Annotated in this window: 17 protein-coding genes; 16 read left to right on the top strand and 1 reads right to left on the bottom strand. The window is 67.3% G+C overall.

Features of this window, described 5'->3' with window-relative positions; translation table 11 throughout:
- Positions 1 to 23: 23 nt before the first annotated feature.
- Positions 24 to 626, bottom strand: coding sequence for a hypothetical protein (locus tag ACH2A7_RS02735; protein ID WP_394959833.1), 603 nt, complete (start codon positions 624 to 626; stop codon positions 24 to 26).
- A 467-nt stretch (positions 627 to 1,093) separates the two neighbouring features.
- Here ACH2A7_RS02735 and ACH2A7_RS02740 point away from each other — a divergent pair, with 467 nt between their 5' ends.
- The 16 genes from ACH2A7_RS02740 (at position 1,094) to ACH2A7_RS02815 (ending at position 15,949) form a co-directional block, all read left to right on the top strand.
- Complete coding sequence (locus ACH2A7_RS02740) at positions 1,094 to 1,444, top strand: hypothetical protein (protein WP_394959835.1); 351 nt, start codon at positions 1,094 to 1,096, stop codon at positions 1,442 to 1,444.
- Positions 1,441 to 2,094 (top strand): hypothetical protein, encoded by a 654-nt coding sequence (locus ACH2A7_RS02745; protein WP_394959837.1) that lies wholly within the window; start codon positions 1,441 to 1,443, stop codon positions 2,092 to 2,094. Before ACH2A7_RS02740 ends, ACH2A7_RS02745 begins: the two co-directional genes overlap by 4 nt.
- Before the next feature lie 324 nt (positions 2,095 to 2,418).
- The gene (locus ACH2A7_RS02750; RefSeq protein WP_394959839.1) at positions 2,419 to 3,426 is read left to right on the top strand and encodes a LacI family DNA-binding transcriptional regulator; all 1,008 of its coding nucleotides are present in this window, start codon (positions 2,419 to 2,421) and stop codon (positions 3,424 to 3,426) included.
- A gap of 70 nt (positions 3,427 to 3,496) precedes the next feature.
- Complete coding sequence (locus ACH2A7_RS02755; protein WP_394959841.1) at positions 3,497 to 4,825, top strand: ABC transporter substrate-binding protein; 1,329 nt, start codon at positions 3,497 to 3,499, stop codon at positions 4,823 to 4,825.
- Positions 4,826 to 4,909: 84 nt separating this feature from the next.
- Complete coding sequence (locus ACH2A7_RS02760) at positions 4,910 to 5,761, top strand: carbohydrate ABC transporter permease (protein WP_394959843.1); 852 nt, start codon at positions 4,910 to 4,912, stop codon at positions 5,759 to 5,761.
- Positions 5,758 to 6,606, top strand: coding sequence for a carbohydrate ABC transporter permease (locus ACH2A7_RS02765; RefSeq protein ID WP_394959845.1), 849 nt, complete (start codon positions 5,758 to 5,760; stop codon positions 6,604 to 6,606). The genes ACH2A7_RS02760 and ACH2A7_RS02765 overlap by 4 nt, the downstream gene beginning before the upstream one ends.
- Entirely contained in the window at positions 6,603 to 8,081 is a 1,479-nt protein-coding gene (gene malQ / locus ACH2A7_RS02770; protein ID WP_394959848.1) for a 4-alpha-glucanotransferase, read from the top strand. Before ACH2A7_RS02765 ends, malQ begins: the two co-directional genes overlap by 4 nt.
- A 177-nt stretch (positions 8,082 to 8,258) precedes the next feature.
- Positions 8,259 to 8,996 (top strand): lysophospholipid acyltransferase family protein, encoded by a 738-nt coding sequence (locus ACH2A7_RS02775; protein WP_394959850.1) that lies wholly within the window; start codon positions 8,259 to 8,261, stop codon positions 8,994 to 8,996.
- Between the two features lie 42 nt (positions 8,997 to 9,038).
- Complete coding sequence (locus ACH2A7_RS02780) at positions 9,039 to 9,797, top strand: hypothetical protein (RefSeq protein WP_394959852.1); 759 nt, start codon at positions 9,039 to 9,041, stop codon at positions 9,795 to 9,797.
- A 54-nt stretch (positions 9,798 to 9,851) separates the two neighbouring features.
- Positions 9,852 to 10,649 (top strand): hypothetical protein, encoded by a 798-nt coding sequence (locus ACH2A7_RS02785; RefSeq protein WP_394959853.1) that lies wholly within the window; start codon positions 9,852 to 9,854, stop codon positions 10,647 to 10,649.
- Positions 10,646 to 10,825, top strand: coding sequence for a hypothetical protein (locus ACH2A7_RS02790; protein WP_394959856.1), 180 nt, complete (start codon positions 10,646 to 10,648; stop codon positions 10,823 to 10,825). The genes ACH2A7_RS02785 and ACH2A7_RS02790 overlap by 4 nt, the downstream gene beginning before the upstream one ends.
- Positions 10,826 to 11,035: 210 nt before the next feature.
- A complete protein-coding gene (locus tag ACH2A7_RS02795) occupies positions 11,036 to 12,127 on the top strand; it encodes a bifunctional chorismate mutase/prephenate dehydratase (protein ID WP_394959858.1) in 1,092 nt (363 codons plus the stop codon).
- 3 nt (positions 12,128 to 12,130) lie between these two features.
- Positions 12,131 to 13,153: a 3-dehydroquinate synthase gene (aroB, locus tag ACH2A7_RS02800; protein ID WP_394959860.1), complete on the top strand. Its 1,023-nt coding sequence runs from the start codon at positions 12,131 to 12,133 to the stop codon at positions 13,151 to 13,153.
- A gap of 4 nt (positions 13,154 to 13,157) precedes the next feature.
- Positions 13,158 to 14,270 carry a chorismate synthase gene (aroC, locus tag ACH2A7_RS02805; protein WP_394959862.1) on the top strand — a complete coding sequence of 371 codons (1,113 nt, stop codon included), beginning with the start codon at positions 13,158 to 13,160 and terminating at the stop codon, positions 14,268 to 14,270.
- Positions 14,271 to 14,283: 13 nt separating this feature from the next.
- Positions 14,284 to 15,534, top strand: a complete 1,251-nt coding sequence (locus ACH2A7_RS02810; protein ID WP_394959864.1) for a shikimate kinase — start codon at positions 14,284 to 14,286, stop codon at positions 15,532 to 15,534.
- A complete protein-coding gene (locus ACH2A7_RS02815; protein WP_394959866.1) occupies positions 15,515 to 15,949 on the top strand; it encodes a type II 3-dehydroquinate dehydratase in 435 nt (144 codons plus the stop codon). Before ACH2A7_RS02810 ends, ACH2A7_RS02815 begins: the two co-directional genes overlap by 20 nt.
- Positions 15,950 to 15,978: the final 29 nt, after the last annotated feature.

Below are 15,978 nucleotides of genomic sequence, written 5' to 3' on the forward strand. Positions count from 1 at the left end.
GAGGCCGCCGCTTGTTTCGTTTTTTACTGGGCCACCGGGGTGATGGATGCCACGGCATCCGCGAAGATCTGGCCCCAGTCGCCGGTCATGTCGGTGTAGGTGAAGGTGTAGGCCCGGTCGGCATTGATGCCCAGCATCGTCTGCCCCATCACCACATCGCCCATCACAACGGTGTAGTCGATCCGATAGTAGGGGCACACGCCGCCCAGCTTGCCGGTCTCAAACACCGGGTCCAGCACCTGGGCCTCCACGCCCATCTGCTCCAGGCTCCCCTCCAGCAGGGACACAATGGCGTCCTGGGTGACGTCGGAGGCCAGGGACCCGTCGTTGTCATAGATCACCAGGTTGATGCTGGAGCCGTCCGCCGTCTGGAACATGGCGCTCACCCCCTCGGGGGGCTCCTCCATCTGGGCAAAGTCCGGGGGCACGTCGAACTGCAGGGTGTAGGCGGTGTAGTCCGCCGCCTCCTCCGAGGCCGCCCCGGAGGCCGGTTCAGAGGCCGACCCGGAGGCCGGCCCGGAAGCGGGCGGGGACGCCGGCGCCTGGCCGGACGCGGGCGCACCGCCGCAGGCCGCCAGCGAGAGGGCGGCCGCCAGCGCGCAGAGGGCAAGCAGCATCTTTTTCATGGTTTTTCCTCTTCTCCTTCCATTTTGCCCTGTGAGGGGTCTCTTCCTGATACGATTATACGCCTCGTCTGTCCGGTTTGCCCAGACTGACCGCCGTATTTTTTCCCCCGTTCCTCCCTTTTTTTGGTTGTTTGTTGCAAAACGCCCGGGTGCCTGTATACTGTTTGCGTACAACACAAGGGGGGGCGAAGCGCCTGTTTTCGCCCCGGACCCACAGGAGGGACCCATGAAAAAAAGACTCACCGCCCTGCTTCTGGCGCTGACGCTGGCCCTCGGCGCCCTGCCCGCGGCGGCGCTGGAAGAGGCCCCGCCCGCCGTGCCGGCGGAGGCCGCCGCTCACAGCCTGGAGCGGGACGACCCGCAGCCCGGCCCGGACGAACGCCCGGACGAGGAAGCCCGGCCCGCCCCGGACGAGGACGGAGGGGCGGCGCCCGAAACCGCCGGCGGGCCCCCGCTCCTGGTACGGCGTGAACGTGGACAAGGCCGGGGCCACCCTGGCCTTTGCGCCGGGCAACGCCCTGACGCTGGCGCAGCGGGACGTCACCGGCCTGGCGGCGATCTGGGCGGAGGGTGGCAGCGCCGCCGTGACCGGCGCCGGGCAGGCCGGCCTGCTGGACCTGGGCAACGGCGTCTTCCTTCCGGCGGAGAGCACGCCCCCGGCCACCCCCGTACCCACCGCTGACCCGGCGCCGCCCGTCCATGTGACCACCCCGGTGGAGACGTCGGTGACCGAGGAGACCGCCACAGCCGCCCTGGAGGAGAGCCATCTGGCGGACACCGTGCGGCAGGCGCTGGAGGCGGCGGCACCCCCGCCGTGACGGTGCAGCTGCAGACCCAGGCCAGTGCCCGGGCCCTGGAGATCAGCCTGCCGGCGGCGGCCCTGGCCCCCCTGGCCCAGGCGGAGGGCGGGGTGCTCACCCTGGACGCCGACCTGGCCCGGATCACCTTTGACCCCGCCGCCCTCTCCGCCGTTGTGGAACAGGCCGGGGAGGGGCTGGTGCTGCGGGTGGCCTGCCGGGCGGCGGAGGAACTGCCCGGCGCCCAGGCCGCCGCGGCGGGCGGCATGCCGGTGTACGAACTCACCCTCCACAGCGGCGGCGAGACCATCTCCCACTTCGCCGGCGGCAGCGTCTCGGTGACGCTGCCCTACATCCTGGAGGAGGGCCGCAGCGCCGGGGAGGTGGCCGTGTGGCACCTGGCGGAGGACGGCGCCGCCACCCGCTGTGAACGCCGCTACGACGAGGAGGCCCGGCAGGTGACCTTCACCACCCCCCACTTCTCCCACTATGTGATCGCCTGCGGCGAACTGGGCGCGGCGGCCGGCAGCCCTGAAACGCCCGCCCTGCCGGCCCGGCCCGCCGGCGGCCAGCCCGTCCCCCGGCCCGCCCCGGCCCTGGCCGCCCTGGGCCTGGGCGCGCTGGCCGGCCTGGTCTTCCTGCTTTGCCGCCGCAGGGGCAAACGGAGTTGACCCCTCTTGCGCCGCCTGCTCCCCGCGCCCGGGCCGCTCCGCTCCCGCCGCGGGGGGCTTTTTTGACCCCGGCGGCGTTTTTTCCGCGGCCTTTGGGCCGCGCCATGGCCTTTTCCCCCAATGGTTACAGCGATATGACAGCCTTCCCGCCCTTTTTGCGTCACTTTGCACAATATTTTTTCATCGTAAACTTGCATACTGATGAAAACGCCCTGAAACCCTTGCAATCGGCGGCGGCGCAGGCTATAATGAACTTGCTTGGGAACGTTTCCGGCAACGTTTTTTCACTGTACATACCGCCGGGGGAAGCGAGGCGCAGCCGATTTGACCATCAAGGACATTGCCCGGGAAAGCGGCTACGCCATCAGCACCGTCTCCCGGGCGCTGAACGACCACCCGGACGTGAGCGAGGAGGCCAAGCGCCGCATCGCCGCCATCGTGGCGGAAAAGGGATTCGTGCCCAACTCCAACGCCCGGCAGCTCAAGCGCCAGCAGGCCAAGAGCGTGGCTTTCATCGTGCGCGGCACCTCCAACCTGTTCTTCGCGGGCATGCTGGTGGAACTGCAGCGGCTGGTGGGCGAAGCGGGCTACGAAGGCGTGGTGGAGTATGTGGGCGAGACCGCCGACGAGGTGGCCGCCGCCCAGCGGGTGTGCCGGGAGCTCAAGCCCCGGGGCATCATCTTTCTGGGGGGCGACAGCCGCAACTTCCAGGCGGGCTTTTCGAACATCGACCTGCCCTGTGTGCTGGCCACCACCGTGAGCGACGAACTCCACTTCCCCAACCTCTCCATGGTGGGGGTGGACGACCGGGCCGCCGGCGCGGCGGCCATCGATTACCTGGCCGCGCGGGGCCACCGGGACATTCTGGTGCTGGGCACCGACCCCGAGCGCTCCAGCCCCGGCAAGATGCGGCTGGAAGGGGTGCGGCAGGGCCTGGCTGCTCACGGCATCCCCTTCGACCCGGCCCGCTTTGTGCAGACCGAGTTCAGCATGGACGGCGGCTACGCCGCCATGAAGGCGTTTCTGGAAACGGGCGACCGGGTGACGGCGGTGTTCGCCATGAGCGACGTCACCGCCATCGGCGCGGCCCGGGCCATTCTGGACGCGGGGCTTGCCATCCCCGGCGACATCTCGCTGCTGGGCTTCGACGGCATCCCCATGGCCCGCTTTTACAACCCTCAGCTGGCCACCATGCGCCAGCCGGCGGCCGAGATCGCCCGCACCAGCGTGCGGCTGCTTTTGCAGTGCGTGGAACGGCGCAAACCCGCCGCCACCGTGCTGCTGCAGGCCGCCCCCGCGCCGGGAGGTTCGGTGCGCGGCATAACAACGTAAGCGAAGCGGAAAGTCCGCTTTTGTTTTTTGACCGTCCTCGCAAGGGGCACAAGAAAAAAGGAGAACACATATGAAAAAGGCACTTGCACTCGTGCTGGCCGCCGCCATGGCCCTGAGCCTGGCCGCCTGCGGCAGCACCCCCAGCAGCACCCCCGCCTCCGGCAGCACCCCCGCCTCCGCCGCGGGCAGCACTCCCGCCGCGGCCGGCAAGGTCTACTACCTGAACTTCAAGCCCGAGCAGGATCAGCAGTGGCAGGACCTGGCGGCCCTGTACACCGAGCAGACCGGCGTGCCCGTGACCGTGGTCACCGCCGCCTCCGGCACCTACGAGACCACCCTGATGGCCGAGATGGGCAAGTCCGAGGCGCCCACCCTGTTCCAGGTGAACGGTCCCGTGGGCCTGGCCAACTGGAAGGACTACTGCTATGACCTGGCCGGCAGCGACATCTACGGCCAGCTGACCAGCGAGGACTACGCCCTGAAGGAGGGCGACGTGGTCTACGGCATCGGCTACGTCATCGAGAGCTACGGCCTGATCACCAACACCGAACTGCTGGGCCAGGCCGGCTACACCGTGGAGGACATCCAGAGCTTTGACGACCTGAAGAAGGTCGCCGAGGACATCACCGCCCGCAAGGACGAACTGGGCTTTGCCGCCTTCACCTCCGCCGGCATGGACTCCTCCTCCGACTGGCGCTTCAAGACCCATCTGGCCAACCTGCCCATCTACTTCGAGTACAAGGACGAGGGCATCACCAGCACTGACGCCATCAAGGGCACCTACCTGGACAACTACAAGAACATCTGGGACCTGTACATCAACAACTCCACCTGCGCCCCCACTGAACTGGCCGCCAAGACCGCGGACGACAGCCTGAACGAGTTCCTGGCCGGCGAGGCCGTGTTCTATCAGAACGGCTCCTGGGAGTACGGCAACGTGACCGGCGAAGGCAAGTACACCGACGACCAGCTGGCCATGATCCCCATCTACATCGGCGTGGGCGACGAGGCCAACCAGGGCCTGTGCACCGGCACCGAGAACTACTGGTGCGTGAACAACATGGCTCCTGAAGAGGACATCCAGGCCACCCTGGACTTCATGAACTGGTGTGTCACCAGCGAGGAAGGCACCACCGCCATGGCCAACGACATGGGCTTCGTCATCCCCTTCAAGGCCGCGCAGGAGTCTCCCAACCTGTTTGTGAAGGAAGACGCCGCCATGACCGCTGCGGGCAAGACCCCTGTGTCCTGGAACTTCACCACCATGCCCTCTGAGGAGTGGAAGAACATGCTGGGCACCGCCCTCACCGCCTACGCCGCCGGCACCGGCAGCTGGGACGACGTGGTCTCCGCCTTCGTGGACAACTGGGCCACCGAGTATCAGCTGGCCAACGGCTGAACGGCCTGACCGACCTGAAAATGGGGGAGCCTCTCGCTCCCCCATTTTTCCGGTCCGCACCCTGGAAGGAGGGAGTTTCGCGGCATGGAAAAGACCCTGAGAAAATACTTCCCGCTGTTTGTGCTGCCCACGCTGGCGGCCTTCACCATCGGGTTTATCGTTCCCTTCGCGGAGGGCATCTATCTGTCCTTCTGCAAGTTCACCACCGTCAACAACGCCAAGTGGGTGGGCCTCTCCAACTATGTGACCGCCCTCTCGGACGAGACGTTCCTGCACTCGTTCTGGTTCACGGTGGCCTTCACGGTGGTGAGCACCCTGTCCATCAACCTGCTGGCCTTCGCGGTGGCCCTGGTGCTCACCAGGGGCATCAAGGGCACCAACCTCTTCCGCACGGTGTTCTTCATGCCCAACCTCATCGGCGGCATCGTGCTGGGCTACATCTGGCAGATCCTCATCAACTGCGTGCTCAGCATCGTGGAAAAGCCCCTGCTGGGGCTGAACACCTCCGCCGGCTACTGGGGCCTCATCATCCTGATGGCCTGGCAGCAGGTGGGCTACATGATGATCATCTACATCGCCGGGCTGCAAAACATCTCGCCGGACCTTTTGGAGGCCGCCGCCATCGACGGGGCGAACAGCTGGCAGGCCCTGGTGAAGATCAAGCTGCCCATGGTGATGAGCAGCATCACCATCTGCCTGTTCCTCACCCTCACCAACAGCTTCAAGCTGTTTGACCAGAACCTGTCCCTCACCGGCGGCGAGCCCAACCACGCCACCGAGATGCTGGCGCTGAACATCTACAACACCTTCTACGCCCGCTCCGGGCCCCAGTGGAAGGGCATCGGCCAGGCCAAGGCCGTGGTGTTCTTCATCGTGGTGGTGGTCATCGCGCTGGTGCAGCTGAAGGCCACCCGCTCCAAGGAGGTGCAGCAATGAACAGCCTGAAAGCCAAAAACTCCCTCAACATGGCGTTTACCCTGGTGTTCGCCGTGCTGGCGGTGCTGTACGTCTACCCGGTGTTCATGATCCTGATCAACTCCTTCAAGATGGAGACCGCCATCAGCACCAGCACCGTGTTCCAGCTGCCCACCGCCGACACCTTTGCCGGCGCCGCCAACTTCGTGGCCGCCGTGGTGAGCCAAGGCTTTTTGCAGAGCTTTTTCTACACCCTGTTCATCACCGTCTCCTCGGTGGCGCTGATCCTTCTGTGCTGCTCCATGTGCGCCTGGTACATCACCCGGGTGCACGGGCCGGTCTCCAAGGCCATCTACTACCTGTGCGTGTTCAGCATGGTGGTGCCCTTCCAGATGGTGATGTTCACCCTGGCCCAGACCGCCGACAGCCTCAAGCTGAACACCCCCTACAACATCTGCATCATCTACCTGGGCTTCGGCGCGGGGCTGGCGGTGTTCATGTTCTGCGGCTTTGTGAAGAGCATCCCGCTGGAGATCGAGGAGGCCGCCACCATCGACGGCTGCAACCCGCTGCAGACCTACGGCCTGGTGGTGCTGCCCATCCTCAAGCCCACCCTGATCTCGGTGGCCATCCTCCAGGCCATGTGGGTGTGGAACGACTACCTGCTGCCCACCCTGGTGCTGGACATCCGCAAGTACCGCACCATCTCCATGCTCATCCAGTACTTCCGCGGCAGCTACGGCCGGGTGGAGATGGGCCCCATGATGGCCTGCATCCTGCTCACCATCCTGCCGGTGATCGTGTTCTACCTGGCCTGCCAGAAGTACATCATCGAGGGCGTCGTGGCCGGCGCGGTGAAGGGATGAGAGCGGCGGGCATCCTGCTGCCCCTGTCCAGCCTGCCGGGCCCCTTCGGCATCGGCACGCTGGGCAAAGAGGCGCGGCATTTTGTGGACTTTCTGCAGGCCGCCGGCCAGAGCTGCTGGCAGATCCTGCCCATCGGCCCCACCGGCTACGGCGACAGCCCCTACCAGAGCTTTTCCGCCTTCGCGGCCAACCCCTACTTCATCGACCCCGCCCTGCTGGAAGCGGACGGCCTGCTGGCCCCCGGCGAGGCGGACGTCTTTGCCTGGGGCGAGGACGAAAGCAGGGTGGACTACGGCGCGCTCTACCGGGGCCGCCACGCCCTGCTCAAGCGGGCGGTGGACCGGCTGGACCCGGAGGACGAGGGGCTGGCGGCCTTCTGCGAGCAAAATGCCTTCTGGCTGGAGGACTATGCTCTCTTCATGGCGCTGAAGGGTGAAAACGGCCAGAAAAGCTGGCTGGACTGGCCCGACCCGGTGCGCCTGCGGGAGCCTTCGGCCCTGCGGCGGGCCGCCGAGCGGCTGGCGGGGCAGGTGCGTTACTGGAAGGGCGTGCAGTACCTCTTCCACCGGCAGTGGACCGCCCTCAAGGCCTACGCCAATGAAAAGGGCGTGGCCATCATCGGCGACATCCCCATCTACGTCTCCCCCGACTCGTCGGACGTCTGGGCCGGGCCACAGCTGTTCCAGCTGACGGCCGACCGGCGGATGTCCGCGGTGGCGGGCTGCCCGCCGGACGCCTTTGCCGCCGACGGCCAGCTGTGGGGCAACCCCCTTTACGACTGGGACTACCACCACGCCACCGGCTACGCCTGGTGGGTGCGGCGGATGGCCTATGCCTGCACGGTGTACGACGTGGTGCGCATCGACCACTTCCGGGGCTTTGAGAGTTACTTTGCCATCCCCGCGGGCGACACCACCGCCAAAAACGGCGTCTGGCGCAAGGGGCCGGGCATGGCCCTGATGGACGCGCTGCACAGCCGGCTGCCCGCGGCCCGCATCATCGCCGAGGATCTGGGCTACCTCACCCCGGAGGTGAAGGCGCTGCTGGCGGGCAGCGGCTACCCGGGCATGAAGGTGCTGCAATTCGCCTTCGACCGCCGGGAGGCCGGGGACTACATGCCCCACAACTACACCCCGAACTCGGTGGTGTACACCGGCACCCACGACAACACCACCACCGCCGCCTGGGAGGGCGACGCCGCGCCGGAGGACGTGGCGCTGGCCCGGGCCTACATGGCCTGCGGCAGGGACGAAGCGCTGGTGGACGCCTTCATCCGCACCGCCTACGCCAGCGTGAGCGACACCGCCATCATCCCCATGCAGGACTGGCTGGCCCTGCCCGCCTTCGCCCGGATGAACACCCCCAGCAAAGCCGAGGGCAACTGGCAGTGGCGGATGGCCCCCGGGGCGGCGAGCCCCGCCCTGGCAAAGCGCATCCGCGCCCTCGCCGAACTCTACCAGCGGCAGGGCCGCTGACCTTTTTCGTGCGCTTCTCCCCGCCCCGGCCCGCGGCCGGGGCGCTTTTTTTGTTCCTTTGGCGGCGGGGCAGCGGCGGTCGGGGCGTTTTTTTGTCTTTCTATTTTCACAATTCCATGGTAAAATAGTTTGCAACGGCATTTCGCGGTCGAATTCGCACCCTTCGGAGGCTTTTTTATGCGCACGCTGGTCTGGTTCATCTATTTCTGGGGCTATATGTTGCTCCATCTGGGCGATCTGCGCCGGGGCCTCAGGGCGCTGAAGGCGGGCGACTGGGCCACCTCCGACGCGCTGGCCGCCGAGCATGTGCCCCACTGGGCCAACCATCTTTTGCGGCTGGCCGGCGTGACGGTGACGGTGGAGGGGCTGGAGAACATTCCCAAAGGCCGCCCCTGCGTCTTTGCCGCCAACCACCGCAGCTACTACGACATCCCCCTGGCCCTCACCCGGCTGGACGCCCCCCACGGCCTCGTGGCCAAAAAAGAGGTGGACAAACTGCCCCTGGTGCGGGGCTGGATGCGCCTTTTGCACTGCGTCTTTCTCGACCGTGAGGACCCCCGCAAGGCCATGGCCGCGCTGAACGAGGCCATCGATCTTGTGAAAAAGGGCTACTCCCTGACCATCTTCCCCGAGGGCACCCGCAACAAGGGGCCGGAGGGGAGCCTTTTGGAGTTCAAGAGCGGCGCCTTCCGCATCGCCACCAAGGCCAAGGCTCCCGTGGTGCCGGTGGCCATCACCGGCAGCCGGGACATCATGGAGAACCACCATATGTTCATGCACCCGGCCCATGTGACCATCCGGGTGCTGGAGCCCATCGAGACCGAGGGGCTCACCAAAGAGGAGATCCGCGCGCTGCCCCAGCGCACCGCGGACATCATCGCCCGGCATCTGCCCGATCACAGCGGCAACCGCTGAGGCGGGCTGTTTCGCTGTTTCGTTTTTTGGGAGGTACGCCCCATGGCAAGCGCCCGCTACACCCTGAACATCAAACCCGAGGACCTGAAGCCCGACCAGCCCCGGCAGCTGACCCGCAAGGAGAAGCTGGCCAACTGGTGGTGGTACCACCGGGTGCATGTGGCCCTGGCCGCCGCCGTGCTGGTCATTCTGGTCTGGCTGGCGGCGGACATGCTGGGCCGCACCCTGCCGGACTACCAGATCGCCCTGGTCACCAGCCGCTATGTCCCGGACTCGGTGACCACCGAACTGGGGGACGCCCTGGCCGCCTTCGGCCAGGACCTGAACGGCGACGGCAAAACAGTGGTGCAGGTGACCGGCTATCAGCTGGCGCTGGGCGGGATGGCGGAGGCGGGCAGCGCGCCCGCATCCGGGTCGGCGTCCGCGTCCGGCAGCGCCCTGGCGCCCGACGCCTACACCCAGATGGCGGGGCTCACCACCCTCACCGGCGACGTGACCGCCCGCTCCAGCCTCATCTTCCTCACCGACGACCCGGAGGACCTCCAGGCATCCTTCGGCCTGCTGGCGGCCGCGGACGGCAGCCTGCCCGAAGAGGGCGCGGGCCTTGCCGGGGTGGAACTCTACGCCTTCGCGGGCTGCCCGGCGCTGGCGGGGCTGCCCCTGAGCGAGGAGACGCGGGCCTACCTGAACGATTTCTTCCTGGCCCACCGGGGCTTTGTGGAGGGGCAGACGCTGGCGGAATACCCGGCGGAGAACCAGGCCCTCTACGAACAGCTCATCGCCGGGGCCCTGCCGCAGTGACGCGGCGCATCACAAAAAAGCGGCCGACGGGCCGCGCAAAGGGGGATTGACCCAATGGGGATCTTCAACCGCAACTTTGACCGGCCGGGCCCGGGCGTCTCCAAGGACGCCCCCCGCAAAAAAGGCGCTGCCCGCTACTTTGAGGTGCTGGGGCGGGACTGGGGCAGCTTCTGGAAGGCCAGCCTGCTGTGCCTGCTGGGCTACATTCCCTGGGGGCTGCTCACCGGCGTCGGCCTGCTCACCGGCAGCCTGCTCTTCGCCCTGGCGGGGGGCCTGGTGGGGGGCGCCATCGCCGGCCCCGCCCTGGCGGGGCTGCACGACACGGTGCTGCGCGCGCTGCGGGACGAACCGGGCTACTGGTGGCACGTTTACAAGCGCGCCTTCAAAAACAACTGGCGGGCCGCCCTGGCTCCCGGTGCGCTGCTGGGCTTCCTCACCGCCGGCCAGGCCTTTCTGATCTGCTTTTTGCTGATGGGCACGATCCGGGCGGATCTGCTCTCCACGGCCATGCTGACGCTGAACCTGCTGCTCACCGGCATGTGCCTGCCCTTCGTGTTCGGCCAGCTGGTGCTGATGGAGATGAATTTTGCCACCCTGCTGAAGAACAGCCTGTTCCTGGCGCTGAGCAACGCGCCCTGGGCGCTGCTGATGGCGCTGGTGCAGGCGGCCTACTGGGTGGCCATGCTGCTGCTGTTCCCCCTGTCGGTGGTGCTGCTGGCGGTGCTGGGCTTTGTGCCGGTGGCGCTGTTCTGCCAGCAGATCGCCTGGCGCATCATGGACCGGGTGTTCGGCCTGGAGGAGCAGTTCCGCCGCCGGCGGGAGGCGGAACTGGAACAGGAGACGCCGTCATGAAACTGCCGGCCTTCCTGCGCCGGGCCGGCAAAGAGCGGCCCCGCCCCCTGAGCGCCCAGCTGGATAACCCCTACCGGCCCGTCTACGGCCGCGAGCGCCGCTTTGAGGAGCTCACCGGCCCCAAGGCGGCCCCGACCAGGCCCGAAACGCGGCCCGGCGGCCGGGGCAGGGGCTGAAACCGGCCTTTTACCCGGCGGCCGGCCGCCCTGTTCCTGCCCGCCCGGCTCCCCGCCCCAGGGCGCCGCGCTTTTCCGCCGCACCCTTCCCGGCCTCCTGCGGAGGCCGGGATTTTTGTCGTTTTCCCGCCTTGTACCAAAGCACTGTTTATGGTATACTTTACTGCGACAGAGTGCGCGGCGGGGCCGCGCCGGAGGGAGGAAACGGGGATGAACGAACTGGACAGGGCCCGCCGGACCATCGACGAGGTGGACCGGCAGATGGCCGCGCTGTTCAAGCAGCGGATGGCCGCGGTGGGGCAGGTGGCGGCCTACAAGGAGGCCCACGGCCTGCCGGTGCTGGACGCCGGGCGGGAGGCCCAGGTGATCGAAAAGAATCTGGCGCTGTTGAACGACGAGGCTCTCGCCCCCTATTACACCGACTACATCAAATACCAGATGTCCCTCTCCCGCCAGTACCAGGCCCGGGTGCTGGGGCGGGACCGGGTGGCCTATCAGGGGGTGGAGGGCGCCTTCTCCCACATCGTGCTGAAAAAGCTCTTTCCCCGGGCAAAGGCGGTGGCCTGCCCCGCCTGGAGCGGGGTGTTCGAGGAGGTGGAGAGCGGCCGGGCCGCCTTCGGCGTGCTGCCCTTTGAAAACAGCCACGCCGGCGACGTGGCGGCAGTGCTGGACCTGTGCTACGCCCACAAGAACATCTGCGTCACGGCGGTGTACGACCTGCCGGTGCGCCAGAACCTGCTGGGGCTGCCGGGGGCGAAGCTGTCGGACATCCGGCTGGTCTACAGCCACCCCCAGGCCATCGCCCAGAGCGACCGGTTTTTAAAGAGCCTCTCCCTGCCCGCCCAAAGCTGCGCCAACACCGCCCTGGCGGCAAAGCAGGTGGCGGAGAGCGGCGATGTGTCGCTGGCCGCCATCGCCAGCGCCGAGACCGCCGCCCTCTACGGCCTCACGGTGCTGGCGGCGGACATCAACTCCGACGGCGACAACACCACCCGCTTCATCGTCATCGGCACCGCGCTGCCCCCCCGGGGCGACCGGTTCAGCCTGCTGTTCACGGTGGAGCACAAGGTGGGCATGCTGGCCCGGGTCATCCAGGCCATCGGGGCGGCGGGGTACAATATGGAGAGCATCAAGAGCCGCCCCAAGCCCGGGGTGCCCTTTGAATACTATTTTTATGTGGAACTGGTGGGCAGCACCGACACCGACGCCACGCGGGCCCTGCTGGACGAGCTGTCCGGCGTGTGCGACACATTGCGGCTGCTGGGGGTCTACACCCGCAGCGCCGGGGAGGAGAGGGAATAAACCATGAAACTGACCATGCGCCTGGGCAGGCGAAGCTACGACATCATTTTAAAGCGGGGGGCGCTGAACAACCTCTCCGCCCTCATCAATCTGGACCGCAAGGTCTTCATCGTCACCGACAGCGGCGTGCCCGCCGAGTATGCCCAAGCCGTGCGCGCCCAGTGCAAAGAGGGCCTGGTGTACACCGTGCCCCAGGGGGAGGCCAGCAAGAGCCTGGCGGTGTATGAGCAGCTGCTGCGGGCCATGCTGAACGCGGGCTTCGGCCGCGGCGACGCGGTGGTGGCCGTGGGCGGCGGCGTGGTAGGGGATCTGGCGGGCTTTGTGGCCGCCACCTACATGCGCGGGGTGGACTTCATCAACTGCCCCACCACCACCCTCTCCCAGATCGACTCCTCCATCGGCGGCAAGGTGGCGGTGGATCTGGACCGCACCAAGAACATCGTGGGCGCCTTCTGGCAGCCCAAACTGGTGGTGGTGGACCCGGACACCCTGGCCACCCTGCCCCGCCGCCACTTTGTGAACGGCCTGGCCGAGAGCGTGAAGATGAGCCTGACCTGCGACGCGGAACTGTTCGAACTGTTCGAGACGGGCGATGTGGACGAAAACCTGGAGACCATCATCCACCGCAGCCTGCTGATCAAAAAGCGGGTGGTGGAACGGGACGAGACGGAGCAGGGCCTGCGGGCCATCCTGAACTTCGGCCACACCATCGGCCATGGCATCGAGGCGGTGAAGGGCATCGGTGGGCGGCGCAAAACGGGGCTGTACCACGGCGAGTGCGTGGCCCTGGGCATGCTGCCCATGATCGAGGACAAGCAATTGCAAAAGCGCACCCGGGCGGTCTTCCGCAAGCTGGGGCTGCCCTGCCGGGCGGCCTACAACAAGGAAAAGGTGCTGGCCTACATGCTGCACGACAAAAAGGCCCGGGGCGACCAGATCACCCTGGTGAAGGTGCCGGGCCTGGGGTGCTGGCGGCTGGACAAGGTGCCGCTGAGCCAGCTGGAAACCATTGTGATGGGGAAGTGACGAGATGAGCAATACCTTTGGCGGGGCGTTGAAGCTGACCATCTTCGGCGAGAGCCACGGCGCGGCCATCGGCGCGGTGCTGGACGGCCTTGCCGCCGGGCACCCGGTGGATGAAACCTACATCGCCTTTCAGATGGACAAGCGCCGGGCCCGGGGAGGCGGCCTTTCCACCACCCGCACCGAGGCGGACAAGGTGAAGATCCTCAGCGGCGTGTTCAATGGCCGCACCACCGGCACCCCGGTGACGCTGGTGATCGAGAATCAGAACACCCGCTCGGGCGACTACGCCAAGACGGCGGGCCTGGCCCGCCCCGGCCACGCGGACTACACCGCCCATGTGAAGTACGCCGGCTTTGAGGACTGGCGAGGCGGCGGGCATTTTTCCGGCCGCATCACCGCGGCCCTCACCGCCGCCGGCGCGCTGTGCCAGAGCATCCTGGCGGGGCAGGGCATCCTGCTGGCCACCCACGCCGCCCGGGTGGCGGGCCTGCCCGACGCGCCCTATGCCTTTGACGAGGCGGCGCTGCGCGCCCAGCTGGAAGCGGTGGAGAAGAATCCCGGCTTCCCCGTGCTGGACGAGGCCGCCGGCGAAAAAATGCAGGCGGCCATCCGCGCCGCCGCCGCCGAGGGCGACAGCGTGGGCGGCATTCTGGAGACGGCGGCGGTGGGCCTGCCGGCGGGCCTGGGCCAGCCCTTCTTCGACAGTGTGGAGAGCGAGCTGTCCCACCTGCTCTTCTCCATCCCGGCCATCAAGGCGGTGGAGTTCGGCGCGGGCTTCGGCTTTGCCGAGATGAAAGGCAGCGAGGCCAACGACCCGCTCACGGTGGAAAACGGACGGGTGAAGGCCCTCACCAACCACTGCGGCGGGGTGAACGGCGGCATCACCAGCGGCATGCCCCTGGTCTTCCGCACCTGCGTGCGCCCCACCTCCAGCATCTACAAACAGCAGCAGACGGTGGACCTCTCCACCAATGAGCCGGCCACCCTGCAGATCCACGGCCGCCACGACCCCTGCATTTTGCACCGGGCGGCCATCGTGCAGACGGCGGCCACGGCCTTCGGCCTGCTGGACCTGCTCACCCAAAACGGCGGCGAGCAGCGCCAGGCCGGGCGGTAAGGGGGCGCGGAAGATGGAGTACGGACTCATCGGCGCCACCCTCAAACACAGCTACTCCAAGCTCATCCACGAGCAGCTGTATCCCTGCGACTACCGGCTCACCGAGCTGCCCACCGAGGCCGATGCCCGGGAATTCATGGAAAAGCGGCCCTTCAAGGCCATCAACGTCACCATCCCCTACAAGCAGCTGGTCATCCCCTACTGCGCCGTGCTGGACGACAAGGCCAGGGCCATCGGCGCGGTGAACACGGTGGTGAACCAGGGCGGGACGCTCCACGGCTACAACACCGACTTTGACGGCTTTGCCTTTCTGGCGGCGGCCCACGGGGTGCAGTTCGCCGGCCGGCGGGTGCTGATCTTAGGCACCGGCGGCACCAGCAAAACCGTCACCGCCGTGGCAAAGGCGGGCGGCGCGGCCGAAGTGCTCTACGCCAGCCGCACCCCCGGCGCCGGGCGCGTGTCCTACGCCGAGGCCCTTTCCTGCGGCGCGCAGGTGGTGGTGAACACCTCCCCCGCCGGCATGTACCCGAACAACGAGGCGCTGGCGATGGACGTGACAAAAATGCCCGGCCTCGAGGCGGTGCTGGACGCGGTGTACAACCCCTTCTCCACCCGGCTGGTGCAGGCCGGGCGGGCGGCGGGGGCCAAGGCCGCCGGGGGGCTGGAAATGCTGGTGGCCCAGGCGGTGTACGCCGCCGCCCTCTTCACCGGCACCGAGCCTCAGACAGGGCGCATCGCCCCGCTGGCAAAGGCCATCTTCGCCGACCGGGCCAACATCAGCCTCATCGGCATGCCCAGCTGCGGCAAGACCACCATCGGCCGGATGCTGGCCAAAGCCCTGGGCAAGACCTTCGTGGACCTGGACGCCGAGATCGCCAAGGCGGCGGGCAAAAGCATCCCGGACATCTTCGCCGAGGGAGGCGAAGCGGGCTTCCGGGACCTGGAACAGCAGGTGACCGCCCGCTTTGCCAAGGAGGGCGGGCAGGTGCTCTCCTGCGGCGGCGGCGTGGTGCTGCGGGGCGAAAACGTGGCCGCCCTGCGCCAGAACGGGCCGGTGGTGTTCATCGACCGGCCGCTGGAACTGCTCTGCACCGGGGGCGGGCGGCCCCTCTCCACCGACCGGGAGGCCCTGGCCGCCATGGAGCGGAAACGCCGCCCGCTGTATCAGGCGGCGGCGGACATCCGCATCGCCAACGACGGCGATGTATTTCGACGGGCGGCCCAGGCCGCACAGGAGGCATTGCATGCGTATTTTGGTTCTTAACGGCCCCAACCTCAATCTGTTGGGGGTGCGGGAGCCGGGTCTCTACGGCACCGTGGACTACGACGGCCTTGTGGCCCTCATTCAAAAGGAGTGCGACGCGCTGGGGGTGCAGGTGCGGTTTTACCAGTCCAACCACGAGGGGGACCTGGTGGACGCCATCCAGGCCGCGCGGCTGGACTGCGACGGCATCGTGCTGAACCCGGGTGCCTACACCCACACCAGCATCGCCATCCTGGACGCGCTGAAGGCGGTGGCGCTGCCCGCCGCCGAGGTGCACATCACCGACATCAACCAGCGGGAGGAGTTCCGCAAGGTCAGCTACGCCGGCATGGCCTGCCAGGCCCACTTCATCGGCCAGGGCCTCGCCGGCTATCTGAACGCCGTGCGCTGGCTGGCCGGCGGCAGCGAACAATAAGCGAACCATCAAAGGGACATCGCGATAAG

This window comes from Candidatus Allofournierella merdavium (assembly GCF_944382735.1).
Taxonomy (GTDB): Bacteria; Bacillota; Clostridia; order Oscillospirales; family Ruminococcaceae; genus Allofournierella_A; species Allofournierella_A merdavium.

Coding starts and splice junctions, on each gene's coding strand:
- ACH2A7_RS02735 (WP_394959833.1), bottom strand. CDS start 626: ATGAAAAAGATGCTGCTTGCCCTCTGCGCGCTGGCGGCCGCCCTCTCG.
- ACH2A7_RS02755 (WP_394959841.1), top strand. CDS start 3,497: ATGAAAAAGGCACTTGCACTCGTGCTGGCCGCCGCCATGGCCCTGAGC.
- ACH2A7_RS02760 (WP_394959843.1), top strand. CDS start 4,910: ATGGAAAAGACCCTGAGAAAATACTTCCCGCTGTTTGTGCTGCCCACG.
- ACH2A7_RS02765 (WP_394959845.1), top strand. CDS start 5,758: ATGAACAGCCTGAAAGCCAAAAACTCCCTCAACATGGCGTTTACCCTG.
- malQ (WP_394959848.1), top strand. CDS start 6,603: ATGAGAGCGGCGGGCATCCTGCTGCCCCTGTCCAGCCTGCCGGGCCCC.
- ACH2A7_RS02775 (WP_394959850.1), top strand. CDS start 8,259: ATGCGCACGCTGGTCTGGTTCATCTATTTCTGGGGCTATATGTTGCTC.
- ACH2A7_RS02780 (WP_394959852.1), top strand. CDS start 9,039: ATGGCAAGCGCCCGCTACACCCTGAACATCAAACCCGAGGACCTGAAG.
- ACH2A7_RS02785 (WP_394959853.1), top strand. CDS start 9,852: ATGGGGATCTTCAACCGCAACTTTGACCGGCCGGGCCCGGGCGTCTCC.
- ACH2A7_RS02790 (WP_394959856.1), top strand. CDS start 10,646: ATGAAACTGCCGGCCTTCCTGCGCCGGGCCGGCAAAGAGCGGCCCCGC.
- ACH2A7_RS02795 (WP_394959858.1), top strand. CDS start 11,036: ATGAACGAACTGGACAGGGCCCGCCGGACCATCGACGAGGTGGACCGG.
- aroB (WP_394959860.1), top strand. CDS start 12,131: ATGAAACTGACCATGCGCCTGGGCAGGCGAAGCTACGACATCATTTTA.
- aroC (WP_394959862.1), top strand. CDS start 13,158: ATGAGCAATACCTTTGGCGGGGCGTTGAAGCTGACCATCTTCGGCGAG.
- ACH2A7_RS02810 (WP_394959864.1), top strand. CDS start 14,284: ATGGAGTACGGACTCATCGGCGCCACCCTCAAACACAGCTACTCCAAG.
- ACH2A7_RS02815 (WP_394959866.1), top strand. CDS start 15,515: ATGCGTATTTTGGTTCTTAACGGCCCCAACCTCAATCTGTTGGGGGTG.